Genomic DNA, 24013 nt, shown 5'->3' with positions numbered 1-24013 from the left:
GCGCAAAGCGCGATGGTTACGGTTTGCGCTCTTAAAATAAGCAATAATATGTCTCAGCGAATGTATTCGAATCCTTGTTAGGCCACTTGCGATATTGATCTGCATGGCTTAGACGAGTGCCGGCTGGTCCGTTTTGCATGATTCTATTCCGGCGGGAATTCGACCGTTCGTCGGCGGAGGTCAGAGAAGGCGCTCGCGCCTGGAAACAGATCTGGGCGCAGTCACCGCTACGACCGGTCAAAGATAACAATGGAGCAACGCCATCATGGCTGACCAAGACGGTTCCGATTTCATCGAGCTCACGGCAGATATCGTTTCCGCCTACGTGTCGAACAATTCTGTTCCTGCCTCCGAACTGCCGGCGCTGATCAGCGACGTTCACGCCGCTCTCAGTCGCGTCGTTGGCGGCGTTGCACCGGTTGTTCCGGTCGAGGCGCCCAAGCCTGCTATCGCGGTGAAGAAGTCGATCACGGCCGATTATCTGATCTGCCTGGAGGATGGAAAGAAGTTCAAGTCGCTGAAGCGCCATCTGCGCACCCAGTACAACATGTCGCCGGAGCAGTATCGCGAGAAGTGGGGCCTGCCGCCCGATTACCCGATGGTCGCGCCGAACTATGCCGAGGCGCGCTCGCAGCTCGCCAAGAAGATGGGTCTCGGCCAGCAGCGCCGCAAGCGCCGCTGATCTATCCCGACCAAGCTGCATCATAGCCCATGCAGTGAAGCCGCCGGTTCGCCCGGCGGCTTTTTCTTTGGGATCGCTTCTTTTCACGGCGCGGGACTGGAGGGTGCGCCGTCCAGCAAGTCGTCGCGCTGGTGAGTTCGTCGCCGCTCCAGGCCCGCCGGCCGGAACCGGAAACTGTCAGGAGCCTGTCGGGACGGCCGCTTCTGCGCTTGCAGCGAGATGACATAGGAATATATACCTTTAAGCATCGCGGTTGAGTTCGCGGAGGCGATGCTCGCAATGGAACATATCATGAACATACTGATCGCCAAGCGGTCAGATTCGATGCCGTGGAGCGCTCCGGCGCGGCTCGCCGAGGCGGCCGTCTGCGGCGCACTGCAATTGCCGGCCGGAGCCCTGCGTACCGGCCGCGGACCCCGCAGGATCGCCTTCGCCCGCCAGCTTGCGATGTATCTGACGCATGTCGGCTTCGGCTTGACGCTGACGGAGGTCGGCGCTTGCTTCGAGCGTGACCGCACGACCGTGCGTCACGCCTGCGCCCTGGTCGAGGATCGGCGCGAGCAGCCGGCCTTCGACCTCGCCGTCTCGGCACTGGAGACCGGTCTGGCGCATCTGGCGTTCGGCTTGCAACTCGGCTTCGGGCCGGAGGCTGCACGATGAGCGTCGGTGACGAGCGCCCCCAATCGTCGTCCCGCCTGCTGCGACATCTGAGCGAACCCGGCGCCTATGCGGTCGACTCGCCGCTCGGCTGTGGCCGGATCGCGCTCTACCGTCGCGGTGCCGGAGGTGCCACGCTCGGGGCAGGCTATGTCCCCGCCGGCGAAGCGGATGCGATGGTCGCTGCCGGTTTCGCCGCATGGTTCATGGAAAGGGGCAAGCGGCGGCTGGGTCTTGCCGAGACCGAGGCCGAAAGGCCGCGCGCGACGACGACGGTCATGGTCGCTGGCGAGGCCCAGCAGGTCGTGCTTGATGAGCGCGAAAGCCCACTGCTCTGGCTCCATCGTCGCCCGGGCAAGGACGGGGCGCCACAGATCTCTGCCGTCGAGTTCGCCGCCGGCGAGCGCTTCCGCGCCGATCTGACGCTGGCGCAGATGCTGCCGCGGACGACGGTTAACTGGGATGCCGCCCTCGCTGCCGGCACCCACGCTGCGATGCGCGGGCCGGCCGAAGCCTCCGATGCCAGCCTGGCGGCGCGCCAGCGCGTGCGCCTCGCCTGCAAACGTCTCGGCCCCGAACTATCGGGCCTGGCGATCGATGTCTGCGGCTTCCTCAAAGGACTCGACCTGATCGAGCGCGAGCGCAGATGGCCGGCGCGTTCGGCCAAGGTCGTGCTCCGGCTCGCACTGGCGGCGCTTGTCGAGCACTACGGGCTGGGTGGGAAGCAGTGTCTGCCAGCAGGCCGATCCGCCTGGCGCGCGCCCGATGCGCGCCCGTCGATTCCACAGTCGGAACGTCCGGATTAGGCGAGCGCGGCGCGGGCGTCGTTCTTGATCCGCTCCATCATGGCGCGCACGCCGTTCGAGCGTTGCGGCGTCAGATGGGCCGCCAAGCCGAGCCGCTCGTAGATCGCGAAGGCGTCGGTCGTCAGGATCTCCTGCGCCGTATGGCCGGAATGGATGGCGATGGCGAGCGCGACCAGCCCGCGCACGATATGAGCGTCGCTGTCGCCGTGGAAGAACAGGCGCGTGGTTTCGCCGGGGCCGCCCTCGGCGCGGGTCTCGAGCCAGACCTGGCTGGCGCAGCCGCGCACCTTGTTGGCGTCGTTATGCGCCGCCTCGGGCAGGGGCGCGAGCGTGCGGCCGAGTTCGATCAGATAGCGGTAGCGATCGTCCCAGTCGTCGAGCAGCTCGAAATTGGCGACGATCTCGTCGAGGCTCTCGCTCATGGACTCCGCAGTCGGCCTCCGGCTCATCCCGCCGCTGACGGGCGGCGGCGATGGCGAGCGTCTTCGGCCTCCCGCGCGGAGAGGTCAAGTCTCAGCGCTGTCGCGGCTGGCTTTCGGTGGCACGGGTTGCAGCACTTGCCGCCAGGGCAAGGACCCGGGCGCGGGTCTCGGGCTCCAGTCCGGCCAGGACCTCGGCGGCCTCGCGCAGGCTGGTCGCGCCTTGCAGCGCCGCCTTGGGGTCGATCTTGGCGAGGATCGCGATCGCCGCCTTGGCATCGACCGCGAGCGGATCGGGCTCGCTCTTCGTGCCATGCACGGGCGAGTTCAGCGCGATCACGCCGACGATCGCCAGGCTGCGCAGAAGATAGGCCATCTGTCGTCCCCGTCCGGTTCCAGGCTCCCCAGCCCGTGAATGACGTGACGATAGCGCGTGGGTCGAAAGATCGCGTGTCGCGGAAAGCCTCGATTTGAATCAAAGACGGCGCATCGTCTTCAGCTTCCATTCACCTTGCTGCCAACAACCACTTGGCTTGGCGCAGAGCGCCGCGGTCGGTGCAATTTATTGAAAAACAAGAGTTATTTTGCCATGCACCGAGGAGGTGCCCATTTTCGGATCTCGTCGCTTTAAGCCCCGCTTAAACGGCAGCCGCGAGGATCGTGACAACAAGGCGAGGCGAAAGCGCCGAGGCCGGCAGAGGTGCGCGTTTGCGGTTTTCCAGTTTGATGACGGCGGTGAGGGCGCAGGTCGCGGCGATGGTCCATCCATCGGCGCTGGCCGACTCGCTCGAGCGCATGCGTCATGAGCGCTTCATGCTGAGCAGGCTCGCCGCTTCGATCGCGGCGCTCAGCCTGATGCCGGCCTATATTGCCTGGCGCGGCCGCATCGGTGCGCTCGAACTGCTCGTGCTCGTCGCGCTGACATTGCCGCTGCTCGCGGTGTTCCTGCTCTCCCGCACCGGCCGGCTCGATCTCGCGCACTGCATTTCCGGCGCTGCCCTGACCTTGCTGATCACCACGCTCGCCTGCCTGACCGGTGGGGCGTCTTCGCCGCTGCTCATCTGGCTTGCCGCGGTCCCGGCCGAGGCGATGTTTTTCGGCTCGCGGCCTTATGTGGCGCGCGCCAGCGCGCTCGCGGTGATCGGTCTTGGCGCTGTCGTCGCCCTGCAGGGAACGGGCGCGATCCTGGAGCCGGCGTCATGGACCTGGCAGGCGATGCCGGCATTCGCGGCGGTCGCGATCCTGCATGCCGCGCTGATCACGATCGGCTTCCTCTATCGCCGCGACGACGAATTGCGCGAGCACCGCGCCTCCGATGCGCGGGCCCAGTTGATGCTCGAGCATGTCGGCGATCTCGTCACCTGGCATGACGCGGCCGGTTCCGTCGTCTTCGCCAACGAGGCCGCTCGCGGCCTGACCGGGGCCGAGCCGGCCCAGCTTTTCGGCCGGGGGCTGTTCGAGCGCGTCCACATCGCCGACAGGCCGCTCTTTCTCAAGGCGTTGAGCGATGCCGCGCATGGCGGCGGCCGGGCCAGCGCCTGCTTCCGCGTCCTCTTCGTTCCGGCGGGCGCCGATGGCCACGCCAGCGCGAGCCCGGTGGTACGCTGGCTCGATCTCAGCGCCCGGCGCATCGAGCAGACCGGCCCGCGCGCCGGCGCAGCCGTCGTCTGCGTCAGCCGCGACGTCACCGACCGGCACGCGATCGACGAGGAGCGCGAGCGCGGCCGCGTCGAGGCGGTCAAGGCGAGCGACGTCAAGGGCCAGTTCCTGGCGACGGTCAGCCATGAGCTGCGCACGCCGCTCAACGCGATCATCGGCTTCTCCGAGATGCTGAGCGGCGAGCTCGGGACCTCCTTCAGCCCGGCGCAGCGCCAGGAATACGCCAGGATCATCCATGATTCCGGCCATCATCTGCTCGATGTGGTCAACACGCTGCTCGACGTCTCGAAGATCGAGAGCGGGGCGATGACGATCGAGCAGGACCCGCTCGACCTGGCCGAGCTTGCCGAGGATTGCTGCAACGTCGTCGCGCTCAAGGCCAGCAGCGGCACGGTCGCACTCGAACGCATCGTCGGTCCGGATCTGCCGCAGCTGCTCGGCGACCGGCGCGCGCTGAAGCAGGTCATGCTTAACCTGCTCTCGAACGCGATCAAGTTCACGCCGCCGGGCGGGCGCGTCATGCTCGCTCTGGTGCGTGATGGCGGGATGATCGACCTGTCGGTCTCCGATACCGGCATCGGCATCGCCGCCGCCGATCTGCCGCGGCTGGGCGATCCCTTCTTCCAGGCCAAGTCGTCCTATGATCGCGCCCATGACGGAACCGGGCTCGGCCTATCGGTGGTGCGCGGGCTGGTCGGCCTGCATGGCGGCACGCTCACCATCGAGAGCGCGCCCGGTGTCGGCACCCGCGTCGGCGTCCGTCTGCCGATCGGCGGCGTCGCCGCCTCGAGCGAGCCGGCCCGCATCGCGACCTTTGCCCGCGCCCCGCGCCGCGGCCTCGAGACCAAGCAACCCGTTCGCCTGACCGCCTGACCCGAGAGTTCAAGACCCATGTCAGCTACGCTCGCCGCCCGTGCCCGTTCCGATGCGACGCTGTCTATGCCCGTGCGCCGCCCTGCCGGCCGACGCGCCGCACCGTCCATGCCGGCTCGGATGCTGCGCTGGCTCACCCGCCGGCCGGGCCGCGGCCTCCTCGTGCTGCTCTTCGCGGCCGTGTCGGTGCTGATCGTGCTGAACGCCGTGCTGTTCCAGAAGGGCCGCCATCCGGCGCCGATGCTGTCGCCGCCGTCGCAATCGGCAGCGCGGACGGCCGAGCCGCGCCGGGCCGAGACCCCGGTGGTCGCCGAGCCAGCGAATTCGGCCGCCCAGCAGGCGGTCATGCCGCCGTCGCGCCCCGGCACGCTGGCGCCGGCTGCCCGTGACACCGCGCCGCGCCCGCCGGCTCCGGTCGCGCCTGCACAGCCGCGCCAGGCGCAGGCGGCTCCGGCCCGCCCGGCTCCGGCTGCCCCGCCGGCGGCGCGCGATCCGATCGCTGACCTGATCAACGGTTCCGACATTCGCCCCCCGGCGGATATCCGCGGAGTGCGGCGTTGAAGCCCGCGCCACGCAAGCGCTGACCTTGCCGCGCCTGACCAGCGATTTCTGGGTTTCGGCCTATCTGCGCCGGACCGCGCATGACGGGCTCGTCGCGGTGCTGCGCCGGCGTGGCGCACGCGAGGCCGGCGCCATCTTCGTCAAGCTCGATCGCCTCGACGGCACCGCCGCGCTCTACGGCCCGGCGCCGCAGGCGCTGGCCGACGAGACCGGCGAGCGGCGCTTCCAGCTCGTACTCGACGCCGATCCGCTCGCGATCGAGGACCGGGTCGAACGCGAGGTCCGCTTCGACAGCGATCTCTGGCTGGTCGAGATCGAGAACCGCGCCGGCGATCCCAGCCTGGACGTCGTCGAGAGCTAGCTCTCAGTCGCTGCTGCCGCCGCCGAGTCTGCGCCTGACCTCCTGGACGATGCCGCGCATTGGCGCCCGCTCGGCGCCGGGGCGAGCCGGCGTGCCGCTCGGGTCCATGGCGGGCTGCAGCGTGCCCGGACGGCTGCTGCGCGGCGCGATCCCGCCGATCTGCTGCGCCAGTCGCCGCGCCACCGCCGGCTGCAGCGAGCGCATCAGTTCGACTAAAGCGAAGATGCGCTCGACCGAGCGGGCCGCGTCGTCGCCGAGCCCGATCAGGAAGCGCGTCGCATCCTCCGGGCTCGCCCCGCAGCCGATCAGCGCCAGCGCCGCGAGCTGGCGCGACGGATCGTTCGCCATCGCCGTGGCGAGGCGGGCATCGCCGCCGAAGGCACCCGCCAGTGCCGCGAAGGCGCCTTGCCGGTCGGAAAGGGCCGTCGCGACCAGGCCGGAGATCTGGTCGCCGTCGAGCGTCGTTGGTCGCGGCGAAGGCGCCAGCGCCTCATGCGCCTTGGCCGCATCGATCATGGCGAGACGCTTTTCCAGGCTGGCCTGCAGGAAGAGCGGCGTCAGCTCCGACACCGGCAGGTCGGACCGCGCCAGCAGGCTCGCGCCGAGGGCGGGCCTCTGGACCGCGCGCGGCAGCAGCAGGTCGAGCGCGGCGTGCGGCAGCGGCGCCGCCGCATTCGCAGCCAGCGCCGCGTCGATCTTAATGTCGTTGCAGCCGGCGAGCGCGATGCTGGCGCTGCCGGTGAGGTCATGCCGGCCGGCGAGGGCAAGTCGCGCTTCATCCTCTCCTTCGGCCGCGATCTCCTCGATCTCCGTCGCGCCGAGCGGCATGCCATGGCTGATCAGGGCGGCCAGGACTTCGCCCCCGCGGGCGCGCAAGTCTGCGAGCACCTCGCGCGGGGCATGCGGCCAGTTCGCGAGCTTGCGCGCGAGAATCGTCGCCGTCGTCTCGTCGATCACCGGGACCAGGGCCTCCGCCATGGCGCGGAAGGCCTCCATGTCCTCATGCGAGGGGCTCGGCGTCGCCAGAAGCAGATCGGTCTTCACCCGCAGGGCGACCTGGCGCAGGTCGAGCCCGCCATCGCTGGCCAGCCTGGCGAGTTCGGCAAGGTCTGCGGCGATGCGGGACGGCATGGGCGATTCTCATCAGGCGGAGTGCATTTTTCAGAAATTTATCCCCGATGCGTTAGCACGGCGTTAACCATGATGGCCCTTGATGGTCTTGAGGATGAGCGGCGCAGTTTGTGCAAAGGCTGTCCGGGCTTCCGCGTTTTTTGCGAATTGGGTGCAGGCGCCAGCAAGGGAGGCGCATCATGGCAGACGTCATTCCTTTCGCGCCGCGCAGGCGCTTCGCCAGCCAGGCTCCTCTGGCAGAGGGGCCGTTCGGCCAAATCCTGTTCTTCACCGGCGTGCGCTACGAGCGCCAGCACGAGCCGGCCGCGAGCAAGCCGCCACGTCGGCCGCGGCCCGCCGGTCGCGGCGAACGCGAGACGCGGCGCAGGCGCCCGGGGTGAGAGCCGTCAGATCGCGATGATCTGGATCGATCCAGAGCAACCACGATCCGGCCTTGAGAGTTCGAGTGGGATTCATGCGAAAAACCGGTTCCCACTCTTTCGCATCCCACTCGGTCGCAACCGCGGCCCTGTCCTGTCTTCTCCTCGCTGGCTGCTCGACCACCGGCGATCTCGGCCGGCCCCGCCCCAACATCTTCGCCGACCAGATCGCGCCGGCCATCGGCGACTGGAGCGCCCGCTTTCGCGGCGAGGCCTCGTCCTGGTTCCACCTGACCGACGACGAAGAGCAATTGCGGGCCCGCGCCTGGCGGCTCGTCCTGCCCGCGCATGAGCGCAGCGATTTCGACCGGGAAGTCTCCAAGCTCGCCCATGCCCGCATCCTGCCGGTCGAGGCCCAGTCGAACGACGTCGCCGCCTATCATCGCGCCCTGATTTCGGGCTCCTTCGCCTCGCAGGCATCGCGCTACAACCGGCTGAGCGAGGACGCCAATGGCGACCGGCTGCTGCTGGCCCAGTTCCGCGCCAACGCCCTGCGAGTCATCAATGCCGACCGCGCGCGCCTGCGGGCCCTCGATGCCTCGCAGCTTGTGCTGCCCGAACAGCGCGATCCGGCCTCCCAGCGCGTCGCCGAGAACGAGGGGCTGATGCTCTGGGTCTGCGAGCGCGCCCGCTTCAGGCTGAAGAGCTATCGCTTCTCGCTGGACAATCTGGTCGTCGAGATGCCGTCGCGCGAGGCGGTCCGGGCCGAGCGCGCCATCATGGGGCTGGAGAGCGAGCTCGGCACGGCCTGCAACCTGCCGCTGATCGGCGTCTTCGGCGGAACAGGCGCTCCGGCAGGGCGCGGGCCCGTGGTCTACAAGGGGTAGGGACGCTCCCGCGAGAACGCGCTTCCCGGCAAGCCGAAGCCACGGCGAAGCTGCACTGCGAAAAATGGTTCCCATCCCCGCCAGATTGGGTCTAGCCTGCCGATGAGCTGGCGATCAGTGGAGTGACCCCATGTCAGTCGCACACGTCAGGTTCACGGCGTCCTCGGCGGCGGAAGCGCCCGCCGACCCCGCGGTCGATCAGGGCCATCGCCATGAGGCCGGCGTCGTCGCCTCGAGCGTCTACGCCCATGGCGTGCGCATCGCCGACATCCCGATCGAGGAAGCCGGCGAGTGGTCCCGCAAGGACGGCCATGTCGTCTGGATCGGGCTGCTCGAGCCCGAGGCGGCGCTGCTCAAATGCGTGCAGCAGCAGTTCAACCTGCATCCCCTGGCGGTCGAGGACGCGACCAACGCCCATCAGCGGCCCAAGCTCGAACAATATGGCGACGCCCTGTTTGTCGTCGCCCGCACCGCGCAGATGATCGACAAGCGCATCGCCTTCGGCGAGACCCACATCTTCATCGGGCACGGCTATATCGTCAGCGTCCGGCACGGCGCCTCGACGTCGTACACATCGGTCCGGCAGCATTGGGAGACCTGCCCGACCTCGCTGGCCAAGGGCGAGGACTTCATCCTCTATGCCATCCTCGATTTCATCGTCGACAACTACATGCCGGTGCTCGAATCGATCCATGACGAGGTCGAGCAGATCGAGGACAAGGTCCTCGCCAAGCCGATGGCGCGCGCCGATATCGAGCGGCTCTACATGCTCAGGCGCGACCTTTTACGCCTGCGCAATGCGGTCGGCCCGCTCGTCGAGGTCTGCCAGCGCCTGACCAATGGCAGCGTGCCGCAGGTGCGCCCGACGCTCGCCGCGATGTTCCGCGACGTGACCGACCATATCCGCACCGTGCAGGAGAAGATCGACAGCCTGCGCGAGGTGCTCGCCTTCGCCTTCGAGGCGAGCCTGCTCGTCGGCCAGAGCCTGGAGAACTCCATAACCAAGCGGCTCGCCTCCTGGGCGGCCATTCTCGCGGTGCCGACGGCGGTCGCCGGCATCTATGGCATGAACTTCAAGAACATGCCCGAGTTGGAGACTCATTACGGCTACTATGTCGTCCTGGTGGTGATCGTCACCACCTGCCTCACGCTCTTCTGGCGCTTCAAGCGCAACGGCTGGCTGTAGAGCATTTCCGAGCGAAGTGGACGCCGGTTCGCGCGAAGAAGATGCGATAGAACAAAGCGCCGGAGCGCCTAATCCGCCATCCCGCAGGCGACGCCGGTCGCAAGCGCCTCCGCCTCGCTGCGGTCGAAGGCGCGGCTGACCACCACCCTGGCGACGACCAGCCCCTGCAGCGAGGGCGAGATGACCCGCAGCTCCCGCGACGTCTCGCCTTCCTCGTCATTGGCAAGGCGCTCGTCGAGCTGTTCCTGCGTCATCACCACGAATTCGAGGACGCCGCGGATCGCGGCGCGGTCGGTGATCGCATAGGCGACGCCGCCGCCGCGACGGTGGACGGTGAGGCCGAGCGGCAGGGAGCCGGTGCGGGCCACCACGCGCAGCGGCCCGGCCGCGAGGTCGTAGCTGCAGACCGCCGCGACGCTGTTGGGGGCGCCGTCGAGGATGGCGGGCAGTCCCGCTGGCGGTGGCGTCGCAAGGTCGGCATGGCCGTTCGCGCCCAGCGCCGCGTAGACCGTGGCCGCATCGTGCGTGGCGAGGACGGGGATGCGGAGCACGGTGACGATGTGGACGATTCCGGCTAGCAGCAGGCCTGCCAGGGTCAGCAGCACGAGCCGCAGCAGGCCGCTCCCCAGCCGCGACAGGAGGCGGCGCGGCAATGCCCGCGCGCGGGCGGCGGGTTGCTCCGCGGCCGGCACCATCAGGCTATCGTCGATCGCGCTCACCGGCAGTCGGTCCTGGTGATGCGGGGCAGGGCATCTGGCCTGAGCTCGCCGGCATGGCTCGAGATCGGCGTATCGTAGAGACGCAGGCGCAGCTGGAAGCGCCCCCCCGCTGGCAAGGGCAGCCAATTGCCGGTCTCGGGCGTGGTCGCCAGCGCGATGCGCATGCCGCCGCGCTCGCCGCGGACGATCTCGGCATCGGTGAAGCTCTCGCGCTCGATCGGCAGCTGCAGGGAGCGTCCGCTGGGGTCGGTGACGCCGAGCGACCAGCCGCGCGCCGGCGGTGTCGCCCCGCTGACGAGATAGCGGCAGCGCGCGTCGAGGCCCTGTCCGGCGTCGTCCTCCTTGGCGATCAGCTCCAGGCCTTCGCCGGCGCCGAGCGGCAGGTGCACGCCGCGCGCCAGATAGGCCCGCATATAGGGGTCGATGTCGCGCGCACCGCTGTTCGGCCAGCTCGTCCAGGCGCCGACCTGGGCTCGGCCGAACCAGGGCCGCTCCGCCACCGCATAGCGCGCGGAGACGAGGCCGAGCCCGGCGCCGAGCGCGATCACATAGGCCAGCGGGAGGACGCGCATGGAACGATCTCGGTCCGTATCAGCTTGGGATCCTAACGAATGACGGAGCGGCCGGCGGGGACGTCCCGGACCCCGGCCTGGACGGAGGCGCGGGCGGCCCGCGGCGCCTCGACGGCCTTGAACATCGCGCCGACCGAGGAAAGCACCTCGAAGGACCTGCGCGGCATGTGGCCGGCGCTGGCGCCGGCCGTCGCCGCCGGGTCGGCAGCCTTCGCCGCGGCGATCTTGGCGTCGCCCGGCTGCGGCGCCACGCCCGGGATCGGCTTCAGCTCGATGCCCTGATGGGCGAAGGCCATGATCTCCTTCCAGGTCATCGCCGGCAGCGAGCCGCCGGTCATGTTGTTGGTCTCGGAGGAATCGTCGTTGCCGAACCAGATCGCTCCGACGAGGTTGCCGGTGTAGCCGACATACCAGGCATCCTTGTAGCCGTTGGTCGTGCCGGTCTTGCCGGCGCTGACGACGCCATCGAGCGCAGCGCGCCGGCCGGTGCCGGCGGTCGGGACAGTCGACAGCATCTGGTTCATCTCGAAGGCGACCTGCGTGCTCAGCACCTGCGGCGGCGGCGGCTCGTCGCGATCATGGCGGTAGATCTCTTCGCCGGCCGAATTGCGGATGTCGAAGGCGGCATAGGGCTTGGCGCGCTTGCCGCCGCTGGCGAAGACGGCATAGCCGGCGGCCTGTTCGAGGACGGTGACCTCGGCGGCGCCGATCGGCAGCGAGACCGTGTCCGTCAGCGGCGTGGTCAGGCCCATGGCGCGGCAGGTCTCGACGATCTTCATCCGGCCGATGCGCGCGGCGCGGGCCTCGTGCGTCTCGCCGGTCGCCTTGCCGATCGCGATCGACATCTGCACCGGGATCGTATTGATCGACTTCGCCAGCGCCACCGTCAGCGGCATCGAGCCGGAATAGGAGCGCCCGTAATTGTTCGGGCACCAGTTGCCGATGCAGACCGGCCGGTCGGTGACGATCGTGGTCGGCTTGTAGAGCCCGGCGCTCATTGCGGCCGCGTAGACGTAAGGTTTGAAGGAGGAGCCGGGCTGGCGCAGGCTCGCCGTGGCGCGGTTGAACTGGCTCGCGCCATAGTCGCGCCCGCCGACGATGGCGCGCACCGCCCCGTCCGGGTCCATGATCACCGCCGCCGCCTGCCGGGCGCGATAGGCCGGCCCGTGCTGGCGCAGGATCGACTCGACCGCCTCGTCGGCGCGCTTCTGGATCGCCGGATCGTGCGGGGTCTTGACCGTCAGCACCCGCTCCGGCCCGAGCTTGCCGTCCTCGGCGAGCTTGCGGATCTCGTCGAACGCCCAGTCGAGATAGTAGTCGGGGCTGGCATCGCGCCTGCGGTCGATCGGCGTCGCCGGGTTGCGGCGGGCGGAATCGACCTGGCCGGCGGTCATGAAGCCGGCATCGACCATCGCGCCGAGCACGTCGTTGGCGCGCGCCCGCGCCGCCGGCAGGTTGACATGCGGCGCGAACTTGGACGGGGCCTTGAACAGGCCGGCGAGCATCGCCGCTTCCGCCAGCGTCACGTTCTTCACCGACTTGCCGAAATAGTACTCGGCCGCCGCCGCGACGCCGAAGGTGCCGCCGCCCATATAGGCGCGGTCGAGATAGAGCTTGAGGATCTCGTTCTTGGTCAGCCGGTATTCCAGCCAGAGCGAGAGGAAGGCTTCCTTGATCTTGCGGTCGAGCGAGCGCTCGTTGTTGAGGAAGAGGTTCTTGGCCAATTGCTGGGTGATCGAGGAGCCGCCCTGGACCACGCCGGAGGCGCGGGCGTTGACAGTGAGCGCCCGGAAGGTGCCGATCACGTCGATGCCGAAGTGGTCGTAGAAGCGTCGGTCCTCGGTCGCCAGCACCGCCTTGAGCAGGTGGTCGGGGAATTCCTCGAGCTTCAGCGAGTCGTCATGGCGGGCGCCGCGATGGCCGATCTCGGAGCCGTAGCGGTCGAGGAAGGTGACGGCGAAGACCTGGTTCTTCAGTGCTTCCTCGCGCCCCTCGCGAAAGGCGGGGATCGCCAGCATCAGCATCACGATCGCGCCGGCGATGCCGACATTGAGCCCCTCGCTGGCGAACTCAGCCGCGAGCCGCTTCGGGCCGCTGACGGTCAGCCGGTCGGTGATGCTGCGGATGCGTTCATAGATATCGCCGGCGCGATGACCCGCGGAATAAAGCGAAGCGTCGATCCACGAATCCACACTCAGCGCGAAGCGCTTGAGACGGGTCGTCCAGCTCGCTTTCCTGAACTCCATCACGGCGGTCGGGCATCCTGAGCCTGCCGCGGGCGCACGTCCGCGGTATCCCGGACCGGTCGGCGAAGACCTGGCCCGATCTCAGAAGGTAAGGGCTCGGGGCCGGCAACGGAAGAGGGCGATGGTGTGGCCGCACGGCAAAAAGGATGTGCCGCTGTGTGGTCAGCCCTTGGTGGCCAGCAGCGCGAAGCGGGTCGAGGACGCCAGCCGAAGAGCATCGTGCAGGGCCGCATGTCGCTGCTGCGCCTTGACCACCTGCGCATAGTCGGCCGCTTCGATGCGGGCAAAGCCGGCCTGGCGCAGCATCGTGCCGAGCCGCTCGAAGCTCAGGCCCTCGCGGAAGAAGAAGCGGCTGGTGATCGAGTCGAAGGCCTCGCGATCTGAGCCGTGCGGGCTGGCGCCGGCACGCTCGCGCAGGAAAGTCGCCGCGCGGTTGAGCAGGCCCTGCAGCCAGGAGCGGTTGATCCAGTCGCCGTCGATGACGAGCAGCTTGCCGCCGGGCTTCAGCACCCGGAACCATTCGGCGAAAGCCGCTTCCGGATCGGTCAGCGTCCAGACCAGATGGCGCGTCACCAGCGCTTCGTAGGTTCCATCGTCGTCGAGCAGGCGCTCGGCATCGCCGGCCAGGATGCGGGCCTTGTCGCCGTGCTTGGCCCGGGCGCGCGTCAGCATCTCGTCGGAGAAGTCGATTCCCGTGACCTTGTGCCCGAGCGAGAGCAGCGCGCGGGTGATCTCGCCGGTGCCGCAGGCGAGGTCGAGCACCTCGCGCGGCGCCGTGCCGAAGGACTGGCGCAGCAGCGACTGGAAGGCGGCGAGCTCGGCATCCGACTTGATGGCGTGGCCGACTTGGCTGTCGAAGGTGGCGGCGCGCCCGGACCAATAGGACCGGATCTCCTCCTTGAGGGAGAAGTTGGCGCCAGGGGTGGAACGACCGGTGGGGAGGCTGCTGTCTGACATCGGCGTTCGCCAAGCTGAACTGGGATGGAATTATTCCGCTGCCCGGGCGTGTGCAAGCTCCGTATCGCCGCGGCTGCGCCTGCGGGCGGAACCATGCACCACGACGAAGGGCGTTTCGCCGTCGTTCGCCTCGACGCGGGCGACGACGCCGTAGACCTCTTCCAGCAGGGCCGGCGTGATGATCTCGCGCGGATCGCCGAAGGCGGCGAGCCGCCCCTGCGACAGCACCATCACCTTGTCGGCGATGCGCAGCGCCTGGTTGAGATCGTGGATCGCGATCAGCACGCAGATCTGCCGTTCGCGCGCCAGGCGGCTGACGAGGCTCAGGACCTCGAACTGGCGGTGCAGGTCGAGCGCGCTGGTCGGCTCGTCAAGCAGCATGATCTCGGGCCGGCGCACCAGCGTCTGCGCGATCGAGACGAGCTGGCGTTGGCCGCCGGAGAGTTCGCCGAGGCCGCGGAAGGCGAGGTCGGCGATGTCGAGCGCATGCAGGGCCTCGTCGATCGCGGCGAGTTCGTCGTCGCCGACGCCCCAGGAGCCGCCCTGCTTGCGGGCGAGCAGGATCGATTCGTAGACGGTCAGCACCGCGTTCACCGCAGTGTCCTGCGGCAGGTAGCAGGGCGACTTGCCGGACGAACTGTCGATCTGGACCGAGCCGGCGCCTCCGAGCAGGCCGGCGATGCGGCGAAACAGGCTCGACTTGCCGGCGGCGTTGGGGCCGATCACGGCGATGATTTCGCCGCCCGTCATCGCCGGCGTGGTGATCCCCGAGAGAATCTGGCGCTTGCCATAGGCGACGCCGACATCGTTGAGCGTCAGGCGCTTCACCATGAGCGTTTCCGGCTGGTCAGGATCAGGCTGAAGAAGAAGGGCACGCCGACCAATGCGGTGACGATGCTGATCGGGAAGATCAGGCCGGGGATCAGCGACTTGCTGACCACCGACGAGGCCGAGAGCACGGCGGCGCCGGCCAGCGCCGAGGCCGGCATGAAGAAGCGCTGGTCCTCGCCGATCACCATGCGGGCGATGTGCGGGCCGACCAGGCCGATGAAGCCGATCGTGCCGACGAAGGCGACCGGCACCGAGGCGAGCAGGGCGACGAGCAGCATGGTCTCGAGCCGCAGCCGCTTGACGTTGATGCCGAAGCTCGCCGCCTTCTCGTCGCCGAGGCGCAACGTCGTCAGGGCCCAGGCCTGGCGGGCGAACAGCGGAATGCAGACGAGCAGAACGGCCGAGGTGATGGCGAGCTTGTGCCAGTTAGCCTTGGTCAGCGAGCCCATCATCCAGAAGACGACCGCCCCCAGCGCCTGCTCGGAGGCGAAGAACTGCAGCAGCGACAGCAGGGCGTTGAAGGTGAAGACCAGTGCGATGCCGAGCAGCACGACCGTTTCGGTGGTGACGCCGCGACGTTGGCTCAGGAGATGGATCAGCAGCGAGGCGCCCATCGCCATGATGAAGGCGTTGAGCGGCACGACATAGTCGATCGCGAGCGGGACGATGGAGACGCCGAAGACCAGCGCCAGCGCCGCGCCGAAGCTCGCCGCCGCCGAGATGCCGAGCGTGAAAGGGCTGGCGAGCGGGTTGTTCAGCACGGTCTGCATCTGCGCGCCGGCGATGGCGAGCGCGGCGCCGGTGACGACCGCCATCAGCGCGACCGGCAGGCGGATGTCCCAGATCACGACACGGACCGCGGCCGGCGCGGTCGAAGGCGAGATCAGCGCGTTGACGACTTCGGCGACGCTGTAGCGCGCCGGCCCGAGCATCAGGTCGACGATCAGGCAGGCCAGCAGCACGGCCGCAAAGCCGGCGAGGATCAGCTTGCGGCGCAGCGCCAGCGCCCGGTAGGCGTCCCGCCCCTGCGCGGCGCGCACCGCGGCTTCCGCCGGCTGGGCCACGATCTCCTCCGCGCTGGCGGGGGCCAGGCTCACTTGCCGGCCTCGAGCGAGACCCACAGGCCCGGCGAATAGGGCAGCGGCAGGAAGCGCTCGTGCAGCGTCTTCATGGTCGCGTCGGGATCGACGTCCTTGAACAGCTCGGGATGCAGCCATTTGCCGATCTGCTGGATCGCCACGAACTGATAAGGGCTGTTGTAGAACTGGTGCCAGATGCCGTAGGCGCGGCCGGTCTTCACCGCCGTGGTCTGCGCGAAGGCGGGGCGCTTCATCAGGTTGGCGAGCTTGCGGCGCGCCTCTGTCATGTCGGCGCCATAGCCGAGGCCGACCCAGGCGCCGCCCGGCACGTAGCCGTCCCAGTTGCTGCCGGTGACGATCACGACATCAGGATTGTCGGCGACGATGCGCTCGGGATTGACCGTGCCGAAGGTGCCGGGGATCAAAGGCGTTGCCAGGTTCCGGCCGCCGGCGAAGTCGACCATCTTGCCGAAGTTCTCGTTGCCGAAGGACATGCAGCAATCGTCGGAATAGCCGCCGGCGCGCTCGACCATCACGAGGGGGCGCTTGAGATCGGTCGCCTTGGCGAGGCGATCGGTCACGACCTTGATCTGCTCGGCGCGGAACGTGATGAAGTCCTCCGCCACCTGCTCCTTGCCGAAGAGCTTTCCGATCAGCCGCATCGACGGCTCGGTATGCTCGAACGGCTTCTCGCGGAAATCGACATAGACGACGGGGATGCCGACCGAGGCGAGCTTCTCGACCAGCTTGGCCTCGTCGCTGGCGATCTTGGCCTCGATGTTGAGGAACAGCACGTCGGGCTTGAGCGCGATCGCCTGCTCGATGTCGAAGGCGCCTTCCTTCATGCCGCCGAAGGTCGGCAGCTTGGCGATCTGCGGATAGCGCTTCTCATAGGCGCGGTAGGTCTCGGGATCGGCCTTGCCGAGATCGTCGCGCCAGCCGACGACGCGCTTGAACGGCTCGTCCTTGTCGAGCGCGCCGACGAAGTACATCTGCCGGCCTTCGCCGAGGATGATACGCTTGACCGGCGCCTCGACCTCGACCTTGCGCCCGACGATATCGGTGACCGTCACCTTGTCGGCCAGTGCGGGCAGGGCCGTGATCGCCAGGCCCGCGGTCACGGTAAAGGCGCGCAGCAGATGTCGACGGGTCAGCATCGGGGGAGCTCGTGAACGAGGGAATTCTTCCTCCCGTTAGGCCGATCCGAGTATTCGGTCAATTTTCGTAGATTATAATTTCTCTAAATAGAGATTAGAACGGATATAAGCTGTGTGGCCGAGTCCGGCGCGTTGCGACGGTAGCGCGCTTCCCTCTGCCGCCGCGCCGAGGCATAAGCGGCCATGGCCGATGGGATGACCGAGAACCCGCCTTTCTGGCGGATCAAGACGCTCGACGAGATGACCGAGGCGGAGTGGGAATCGCTCTGTGACGGCTGCGGGCGCTGCTGCCTGGTCAAGCTCGAGGACGACGATACCGGCCGCATCCATGCCACCGATATCGGCTGCCGCCTGTTCGATGCGGCGACCTGCCGCTGCCACGACTACGCCAACCGCTCGAAGACCGTTCCCGATTGCGTGACGCTCACGCCGGAGGCTGTGCGCACGCTGTCCTGGTTGCCGCCCACCTGCGCCTACAAGCTCGTCGGCGAGGGCAGGGACCTGCCCTGGTGGCATCCGCTCGTCTCGGGCGACCCGCAGACGGTGGTTGCCGCAGGCGTGTCTGTCAGAAACCGCGTCTACGCCAATGAGGACGAGGTCGCCGAGGAGGAGATCGTCGAGCGCATCGTCAATTGGCCGCTGCGCTGGCCGAAGGCGGCGCGCGGCAAGAAGGCCGGCTGAAGCGCCGGGAGGCTACCGGAAGCGCAGATTCTCGCGCGACAGCTGATCGAGCCTGGTGACACCCATCAGCTTCATGCCGCGTTCGACTTCCGTCTTGAGCCGATCGAGGGCCCGTTCGACTCCCGGCTGCCCGGCCGCCGCGAGCGGATAGAGGTAATAGCGCCCGACGCCGACGGCCTTGGCGCCGAGCGACAGGGCCTTCAGCACATGTGTGCCGCGCTGGATGCCGCCATCCATGATCACGTCGATGCGGTCGCCGACGGCATCGACGATCTCGGCGAGCTGGTCGAAGGCCGCGCGCGAGCCGTCGAGCTGCCGGCCGCCATGGTTGGACAGGATGATGCCGGTGCAGCCGATCTCGACCGCGCGTTTCGCGTCGGCGACAGACATGATCCCCTTCAGGCAGAACTGCCCTGACCAGAGCCTGACCATCTCGGCGACGTCGTCCCAGGTCATCGCGGGGTCGAGCATCTCGGTGAAGTAGCGGCTGATCGACATCGCGCCGCCGCCCATGTCGACGTGGCTGTCGAGCTGCGGCAGGCTGAATTTCTCGTGGGTGAGATAGTTCAGCGCCCATTGCGGCTTGATCGCGAACTGGGTGATGCCGGCGAGGTTGAGCCTGAACGGAATCGAGAAGCCGGTGCGCAGGTCGCGCTCGCGGTTGCCGCCGGTGATGCTGTCGACGGTCAGCATCATCACGTTGACGCCGGCCGCCTTGGCGCGCTCCATCATCGCGCGGTTCAGGCCGCGGTCCTTGTGGAAGTAGAATTGGTAGACCTGCGGGCCGCTATGGGTCTTGCGCAACTCCTCGAGGCTGACGGTGCCGAGCGAGGAGACGCCGAACATGGTGCCGTGGCGAGCCGCCGCGGCGGCGACCGCGCGCTCGCCCTGATGATGGAAGAGCCGCTGCAGAGCCGTCGGCGAGCAGTAGAACGGCACGGCGAGCTTCTGCCCCATCACGGTGACGGAGGTGTCGAGGCTGCTCACGCCGCGCAGGACACTCGGAATGAGATCGCAACGCTCGAAGCTCTCGGAGTTCCGCCGGAGAGTGACCTCGTCATCGGCGCCCCCGTCGATGTAGTTGAAGATGGGCTCCGGCAGCCGCTTTTTGGCGAGCCTGCGGAAGTCGTGGAAATTGTGGCAGTCGTTCAGGCGCATCGTTCGCTTCGGCGTCGTTCTGGGTAGGTGAGGCGGCGCTGGCAACCATTGGATCGGCGGCCGCTGCCGCTTCTCAAGGCGGGACGGCACCCTATCGCGCGGCACCGGCCTTGACCATATTGCGCCGCGTGTCGCCGTCGGCCTGATATTGCCGGGCGGCGAGATGGCATTGCGCATGCTCATTGATTGTTCATGCGCTTTTCGGCATGACCACGCCGCGCGGGTGCGCCGCAGCAGGTGCTGCCGCAAATGCGAAACCATGCGGGCGCGCCGGCGTTCAATGCCGGTCACCAACGTTGGGAAAGGCAGGCTATGGCAGGCGAGAAGTGGGTCTACACCTTCGGCGACGGCAAGGCCGAAGGCGAGGCGGGCATGAAGAACCTGCTCGGCGGCAAGGGCGCGAACCTGGCCGAGATGAGCAATCTGGGACTTCCGGTGCCTCCAGGCTTTACTATCACCACCGAGGTCTGCACCTGGTACTACGACAACGGCAAGAACTTCCCGGCTGCGCTCGAGACTGAGGTCAAGGCGGCGTTGGCGGGCATGGCCAAGCTGACGGCCAAGACCTTCGGCGATCCAGCCAATCCGCTGCTCGTCTCGGTTCGGTCCGGCGCGCGCGCCTCGATGCCGGGCATGATGGACACGGTCCTCAACCTCGGCCTCAACGACGTCACCGTCGAAGCCGTCGCCAAGGCTTCAGGCGATGCCCGCTTCGCCTTCGACAGCTATCGCCGCTTCATCACCATGTACTCGAACGTCGTGCTCGACATCGATCACGACCATTTCGAGGAGGCGCTCGAAGACTACAAGGAGCGCAAGGGCCTCAACCTCGACACCGATCTCTCGGCCGATGACTGGAAGGTGCTGGTCGGCAAGTACAAGGATATCGTCAGGAAGGAGCTCGGCTCCGACTTCCCGCAGGATCCGAATGAGCAGCTCTGGGGGGCGGTCGGCGCCGTGTTCTCCTCGTGGATGAACGCTCGCGCCATCAAGTACCGCGAGCTCAACAGCATCCCGGCCTCCTGGGGCACGGCGGTCAACGTCCAGTCGATGGTCTTCGGCAATATGGGCGAGACCTCGGCGACCGGCGTCGCCTTTACCCGCAACCCCTCGACCGGCGAGAATGCGCTCTATGGCGAGTTCCTGATCAACGCCCAGGGCGAGGACGTCGTCGCCGGCATCCGCACGCCGCAGGACATTACCGAGGTGGCCAAGGCGGCCGCCAAATCCGACAAGCCTTCGATGGAGAAGGCGATGCCGGAGGCCTATGCCGAGCTCTGCCGCATCTACGGCATCCTCGAAAAGCACTACCGCGACATGCAGGACATGGAGTTCACCATCCAGGAGGGCAAGCTCTGGATGCTGCAGACCCGTTCCGGCAAGCGCACCGCCAAGGCGGCGCTCAGGATCGCGGTCGAACTCGCCCACGAAGGCCTGATCACCGAGCAGGAAGCGGTCGGCCGCGTCGAGCCCGGTGCGCTCGACCAGCTGCTGCATCCGACCATCGACACCAAGGCCGAGCGGCGCGTGCTGACCGGCGGCCTGCCGGCCTCGCCCGGCGCCGCTGCCGGCGAGATCGTCTTCACTTCCGAGGCAGCCGAGGCCGCCAAGAAGGGCGGCAAGAAGGTCATCCTCGTGCGCGTCGAGACGAGCCCCGAGGACATTCACGGCATGCACGCCGCCGAGGGCATCCTGACCACGCGCGGCGGCATGACCTCGCATGCGGCGGTCGTGGCGCGGGGCATGGGCAAGCCCTGCGTTTCCGGCGCCGGCCAGATCCGCGTCGACTACGCCAAGGGCACGATGACCGTCGGACAGACCACGCTCAAGGCCGGCGATTTCATCACCATCGACGGCAGCAACGGCCAGGTGCTGCTCGGTGAGGTCAAGATGCAGCAGCCGGAACTCTCCGGTGATTTCAGGACGTTGATGGGCTGGGCTGACAAGGTGCGGCGCCTCAAGGTCCGCGCCAATGCCGAAACCCCGCGCGATGCCAAGGCGGCGCGCGAGTTCGGCGCCGAGGGCATCGGGCTCTGCCGCACCGAGCACATGTTCTTCGATGCCGGCCGCATCCTTGCCGTGCGTGAGATGATCCTGGCCGAGGACGAGAAGGGCAGGCGCGTTGCGCTCGCCAAGCTCCTGCCGATGCAGCGCCAGGACTTCGTCGAGCTCTTCACCATCATGCAGGGGTTGCCGGTGACGATCCGCCTGCTCGATCCGCCATTGCACGAGTTCCTGCCGCACACCGACGACGAGATCGCCGAGGTCGCCTCAGCCATGGGCACGACCGTCGACAAGCTGAAGCGCCGCGCCGGCGAGTTGCACGAGATCAATCCGATGCTCGGCTTCCGCGGCGTGCGCCTCGCGGTCGCCTATCCCGAGATCGCTGAGATGCAGGCCAGGGCGATCTTCGAGGCCGCCGTGATCGCAGCTAAGGAGACCGGCCATCCGGTCATTCCCGAGGTGATGGTACCGCTCGTCATGGGCGCGCCCGAGCTCGACCTGGTCAAGGGCCGGATCGATGCGATGGCGGCTGCCGTGAAGGAGGAGAGTGGCAGCGAGTTCGCCTATCAGGTCGGTACCATGATCGAATTGCCACGCGCCGCGCTGCGGGCGGAGGAGATCGCAAGGAGCGCCGAGTTCTTCTCCTTCGGCACCAACGACCTGACGCAGACCGCGCTCGGCATCAGCCGCGACGATGCCGGCTCCTTCCTCGGCGCTTATACGGCGCGGGGCCTGCTCGAATCCGATCCCTTCGTGACGATCGACCAGGACGGCGTCGGCGAACTCGTCAGGATCGCCGTCGAGCGTGGCCGCAAGGCGCGACCGGACATCAAGCTTGGCATTTGCGGCGAACATGGCGGCGATCCCGCCTCGATCGGCTTCTGCGAGAGCGTCGGCCTCGACTATGTCTCCTGCTCGCCCTTCCGCGTGCCGATCGCGCGGCTTGCCGCCGCCCAGGCGGCGTTGGGGGCGATCAAGGCCAAGGACGCCTGAGCGAGGCGCTTTGTAACTCCAGCAGCCCTCATCCTGAGGAGACGCGATCTGCGATCGCTCCTCAGGATGAGGGCTGTAGGGGTAATGGAGGGCGGGATGAGCCAGCTCACCACCATCGGCTTCGATGCCGACGACACGCTCTGGCAGAACGAGCAGTTCTTCCGGCTGACGGAGGACCGTTTCGTCGCACTGCTCGGCGAGCATGGCGAGGCGGCCGAGATCTCCGGCAAGCTGCTCGAGGCCGAGAAGCGCAACCTTTCCTTCTACGGTTTCGGCATCAAGGGCTTCACCCTCTCGATGATCGAGACCGCGCTCGAGATCACGCGCGGCCAGGTGCCGCCGGCGGTGATCGGCGAGATCCTCGCCGCCGGCCGCGAGATGCTGAGCCATCCGGTCGAGACGCTGCCGCATGCGCAGGAGACACTTGCCGCGCTCGCCGGCCGTTACCGGCTGGTGCTGATCACCAAGGGCGACCTGTTCGACCAGGAGCGCAAGCTCGCGCAGTCCGGTCTCGGCGATTTCTTCGACGCGGTCGAGATCGTCAGCGACAAGAGCGCCGCGACCTATGAGAGGCTCTTCGCCCGCCATGGCGACGGGCCGGGGCGGGCGCTGATGGTCGGCAACTCGCTGAAATCAGACATCGTCCCGGCGCTCGTCGCCGGCGCCTGGGCGGCGCATGTGCCGCATGAACTGACCTGGGCATTGGAGCATGCCGAGGAGCCGGCCGGCGAGGTGCGCTTCCGCAAGCTCGTCGATCTCGGCGGGCTGGTCGATCTGGTCCGCGAGATCGATTGAGCGCGCGCCAGCGCTAGTCGACCCACAGTCCGCGCTTGCGATGCCAATCCTCGATCGATTCCGCGGGGTAGTCGTCGAAGCGTTGATCATGGGGCCCGAAAGCGGGTTCGACCCAGTCTGCTTTGAAACGGAGCAGCAAGTGGGTCTTTTCGCTGGCTTTCGGCAGGTCGCTGTCAATGACGGAGGCAAAGGGATGAATGAGTTCCGGCCAGGCCGGATCGAACACCCATAGCGCCGTTCCGCAGCTCTTGCAGAAGCGCCGTTCGCCGCGCGAGGTCTCGCAGCGGCCGGTGTCGTCACGGATCTCGGCCTGGAAGACGCCGATCGCGTCTTCGCCTTCGATCGCAAGAGTGGCTGCATCCGCCATGATGTTGATGGCGAATCCTCCGCCGCCTGCGGTCTTGCGGCAGATCGAGCAGTAGCAGAGCTGGTAGGGCACCGGCGTATGACTGTCTGCCGTGAAGCGGACCTTGCCGCAGCGACAGGAACCTTTCAGTGTGATCGGCATCGTGCGCGTCCCGACTATCCTTCAGACGACAACCAGCTGGACGCAGGCTTGTTCAACCCGTTGCGACGGAGACGCATCCCGCCCAAACTGGACCGACCTTGCAATTTGTGCTAGCTCCACCGATGTAAGACGAGATGCGGCCGGTTCTGGCCAATCCTCCGCGCGGGTATTCCGGTCGGCGGGCCACTTCAGATCCACCACACGTCGCTACACGACCATGGCGAGGCGTCCGCGCGTCCGGCTCTGGATTCCACCAATACGCGGATCTGAAGTGCAAGGATTAGTCCCGATATGAACAAGGGCACCGTCAAGTGGTTCAACGCCACCAAGGGCTATGGCTTCATTACCCCTGAGAACGGCGGTCAGGACATCTTCGTCCACATCTCCGCAGTCGAGCGGGCCGGCCTGCGCGAGCTGCAGGAGGGCCAGGTCGTCTCTTACGAGCTGATCGCCGATCGCAAGACCGGCAAGTCCTCGGCTGGCAATCTCGCCGTCGGCTGACGATACGATCCGGACGGACCGCGACGGTCCGTCCGTTCCCAGATCGGGTTGGCACGCCTGTCTTCGGCCGTAATGGCTGAACGACAAGGCGTGCCAGGCCCGTTGCACCAATATCCCCCGGCGCAGTGGCTAGCGGTTCGCCGGGCGGAAAGAGACCATGCGTAGACCGAGATGGCATGCCGAGGCGCTTCCGTTCACCACGTGCGCCCCACGCTGTTCGGCTCAGAAAGA

At 67.6% G+C, this 24013-nt stretch carries 25 protein-coding genes; 13 read left to right on the top strand and 12 right to left on the bottom strand.

From position 1 onward, the window contains the following. Positions 1–265: 265 nt before the first annotated feature. The 3 genes from ASE66_RS01220 to ASE66_RS01210 all read left to right on the top strand — a co-directional run bounded on the left by ASE66_RS01220 (position 266) and on the right by ASE66_RS01210 (position 2145). The gene (locus ASE66_RS01220) at positions 266–682 is read left to right on the top strand and encodes a MucR family transcriptional regulator (protein WP_057187756.1); all 417 of its coding nucleotides are present in this window, start codon (positions 266–268) and stop codon (positions 680–682) included. 291 nt (positions 683–973) lie between these two features. Then, positions 974–1342: a helix-turn-helix domain-containing protein gene (locus ASE66_RS01215; protein ID WP_244494765.1), complete on the top strand. Its 369-nt coding sequence runs from the start codon at positions 974–976 to the stop codon at positions 1340–1342. Next, positions 1339–2145 (top strand): DUF6456 domain-containing protein, encoded by an 807-nt coding sequence (locus ASE66_RS01210; RefSeq protein WP_057187754.1) that lies wholly within the window; start codon positions 1339–1341, stop codon positions 2143–2145. Before ASE66_RS01215 ends, ASE66_RS01210 begins: the two co-directional genes overlap by 4 nt. On the opposite strand, the gene ASE66_RS01205 is transcribed toward ASE66_RS01210, so the two are convergent. Further along, complete coding sequence (locus ASE66_RS01205; protein WP_057187753.1) at positions 2142–2567, bottom strand: SufE family protein; 426 nt, start codon at positions 2565–2567, stop codon at positions 2142–2144. The two genes, ASE66_RS01210 and ASE66_RS01205, sit on opposite strands and share 4 nt — an antisense overlap. A 91-nt stretch (positions 2568–2658) precedes the next feature. Continuing rightward, complete coding sequence (locus ASE66_RS01200) at positions 2659–2940, bottom strand: hypothetical protein (protein ID WP_057187752.1); 282 nt, start codon at positions 2938–2940, stop codon at positions 2659–2661. Positions 2941–3299: 359 nt separating this feature from the next. On the opposite strand from ASE66_RS01200, the gene ASE66_RS01195 reads away from it, so the two are divergent. From ASE66_RS01195 to ASE66_RS01185, 3 genes are read left to right on the top strand one after another with little or no spacing between them, the layout of a single operon-like run. Further along, the gene (locus ASE66_RS01195; RefSeq protein ID WP_210178636.1) at positions 3300–5096 is read left to right on the top strand and encodes a PAS domain-containing sensor histidine kinase; all 1797 of its coding nucleotides are present in this window, start codon (positions 3300–3302) and stop codon (positions 5094–5096) included. Between the two features lie 18 nt (positions 5097–5114). Then, positions 5115–5657: a hypothetical protein gene (locus tag ASE66_RS32635; protein WP_200964530.1), complete on the top strand. Its 543-nt coding sequence runs from the start codon at positions 5115–5117 to the stop codon at positions 5655–5657. Positions 5658–5682: 25 nt separating this feature from the next. Then, positions 5683–6018, top strand: coding sequence for a DUF1491 family protein (locus ASE66_RS01185; RefSeq protein WP_057187749.1), 336 nt, complete (start codon positions 5683–5685; stop codon positions 6016–6018). Positions 6019–6021: 3 nt separating this feature from the next. Here ASE66_RS01185 and ASE66_RS01180 read toward each other — a convergent pair whose 3' ends face one another. Beyond that, positions 6022–7149, bottom strand: a complete 1128-nt coding sequence (locus ASE66_RS01180) for a DUF2336 domain-containing protein (RefSeq protein ID WP_057187748.1) — start codon at positions 7147–7149, stop codon at positions 6022–6024. A gap of 179 nt (positions 7150–7328) precedes the next feature. On the opposite strand from ASE66_RS01180, the gene ASE66_RS01175 reads away from it, so the two are divergent. The 3 genes from ASE66_RS01175 (at position 7329) to corA (ending at position 9581) form a co-directional block, all read left to right on the top strand. Beyond that, complete coding sequence (locus ASE66_RS01175) at positions 7329–7529, top strand: hypothetical protein (RefSeq protein ID WP_057187747.1); 201 nt, start codon at positions 7329–7331, stop codon at positions 7527–7529. A gap of 74 nt (positions 7530–7603) precedes the next feature. Continuing rightward, the gene (locus ASE66_RS01170; RefSeq protein WP_057187746.1) at positions 7604–8395 is read left to right on the top strand and encodes a hypothetical protein; all 792 of its coding nucleotides are present in this window, start codon (positions 7604–7606) and stop codon (positions 8393–8395) included. Positions 8396–8525: 130 nt separating this feature from the next. Continuing rightward, positions 8526–9581 (top strand): magnesium/cobalt transporter CorA, encoded by a 1056-nt coding sequence (gene corA, locus ASE66_RS01165; protein WP_057187745.1) that lies wholly within the window; start codon positions 8526–8528, stop codon positions 9579–9581. A 68-nt stretch (positions 9582–9649) separates the two neighbouring features. Here corA and ASE66_RS01160 read toward each other — a convergent pair whose 3' ends face one another. The 7 genes from ASE66_RS01160 to ASE66_RS01130 form a co-directional block, all read right to left on the bottom strand. Further along, entirely contained in the window at positions 9650–10300 is a 651-nt protein-coding gene (locus tag ASE66_RS01160) for a hypothetical protein (protein ID WP_057187744.1), read from the bottom strand. After that, entirely contained in the window at positions 10297–10872 is a 576-nt protein-coding gene (locus ASE66_RS01155) for a DUF1214 domain-containing protein (protein ID WP_057187743.1), read from the bottom strand. The genes ASE66_RS01160 and ASE66_RS01155 overlap by 4 nt, the downstream gene beginning before the upstream one ends. A gap of 32 nt (positions 10873–10904) precedes the next feature. Continuing rightward, the gene (locus ASE66_RS01150; RefSeq protein WP_057187742.1) at positions 10905–13118 is read right to left on the bottom strand and encodes a transglycosylase domain-containing protein; all 2214 of its coding nucleotides are present in this window, start codon (positions 13116–13118) and stop codon (positions 10905–10907) included. 162 nt (positions 13119–13280) lie between these two features. Continuing rightward, on the bottom strand, positions 13281–14075 hold the full coding sequence (locus ASE66_RS01145; RefSeq protein WP_057187741.1) for a class I SAM-dependent methyltransferase: 795 nt from the start codon (positions 14073–14075) through the stop codon (positions 13281–13283). Positions 14076–14105: 30 nt separating this feature from the next. Continuing rightward, positions 14106–14903 (bottom strand): ABC transporter ATP-binding protein, encoded by a 798-nt coding sequence (locus ASE66_RS01140; protein ID WP_413814240.1) that lies wholly within the window; start codon positions 14901–14903, stop codon positions 14106–14108. Continuing rightward, positions 14900–15970 (bottom strand): FecCD family ABC transporter permease, encoded by a 1071-nt coding sequence (locus ASE66_RS01135; protein WP_057188625.1) that lies wholly within the window; start codon positions 15968–15970, stop codon positions 14900–14902. The genes ASE66_RS01140 and ASE66_RS01135 overlap by 4 nt, the downstream gene beginning before the upstream one ends. Positions 15971–15999: 29 nt before the next feature. Then, a complete protein-coding gene (locus ASE66_RS01130; protein WP_057187739.1) occupies positions 16000–17142 on the bottom strand; it encodes an ABC transporter substrate-binding protein in 1143 nt (380 codons plus the stop codon). 183 nt (positions 17143–17325) lie between these two features. On the opposite strand from ASE66_RS01130, the gene ASE66_RS01125 reads away from it, so the two are divergent. Continuing rightward, entirely contained in the window at positions 17326–17823 is a 498-nt protein-coding gene (locus ASE66_RS01125) for a YcgN family cysteine cluster protein (protein ID WP_156411980.1), read from the top strand. A 12-nt stretch (positions 17824–17835) separates the two neighbouring features. On the opposite strand, the gene ASE66_RS01120 is transcribed toward ASE66_RS01125, so the two are convergent. After that, the gene (locus ASE66_RS01120) at positions 17836–18981 is read right to left on the bottom strand and encodes an alpha-hydroxy acid oxidase (RefSeq protein WP_057187738.1); all 1146 of its coding nucleotides are present in this window, start codon (positions 18979–18981) and stop codon (positions 17836–17838) included. A gap of 312 nt (positions 18982–19293) precedes the next feature. Here ASE66_RS01120 and ppdK point away from each other — a divergent pair, with 312 nt between their 5' ends. Next, positions 19294–21978: a pyruvate, phosphate dikinase gene (gene ppdK, locus ASE66_RS01115; protein WP_057187737.1), complete on the top strand. Its 2685-nt coding sequence runs from the start codon at positions 19294–19296 to the stop codon at positions 21976–21978. 96 nt (positions 21979–22074) lie between these two features. Continuing rightward, entirely contained in the window at positions 22075–22773 is a 699-nt protein-coding gene (locus ASE66_RS01110; RefSeq protein ID WP_156411979.1) for an HAD family hydrolase, read from the top strand. 13 nt (positions 22774–22786) lie between these two features. Here ASE66_RS01110 and ASE66_RS01105 read toward each other — a convergent pair whose 3' ends face one another. After that, positions 22787–23281, bottom strand: coding sequence for a GFA family protein (locus ASE66_RS01105; protein WP_057187735.1), 495 nt, complete (start codon positions 23279–23281; stop codon positions 22787–22789). Between the two features lie 291 nt (positions 23282–23572). On the opposite strand from ASE66_RS01105, the gene ASE66_RS01100 reads away from it, so the two are divergent. Further along, positions 23573–23782, top strand: coding sequence for a cold-shock protein (locus tag ASE66_RS01100; protein WP_057187734.1), 210 nt, complete (start codon positions 23573–23575; stop codon positions 23780–23782). The last annotated feature ends 231 nt before the right edge of the window (positions 23783–24013 follow it).

Source organism: Allobosea sp. Root483D1 (genome assembly GCF_001429505.1).
Taxonomy (GTDB): domain Bacteria; phylum Pseudomonadota; class Alphaproteobacteria; order Rhizobiales; family Beijerinckiaceae; genus Allobosea.
The sequence above is the reverse complement of the archived record's forward strand: the minus strand, read 5'-3'. Positions and strand labels throughout refer to the sequence as shown.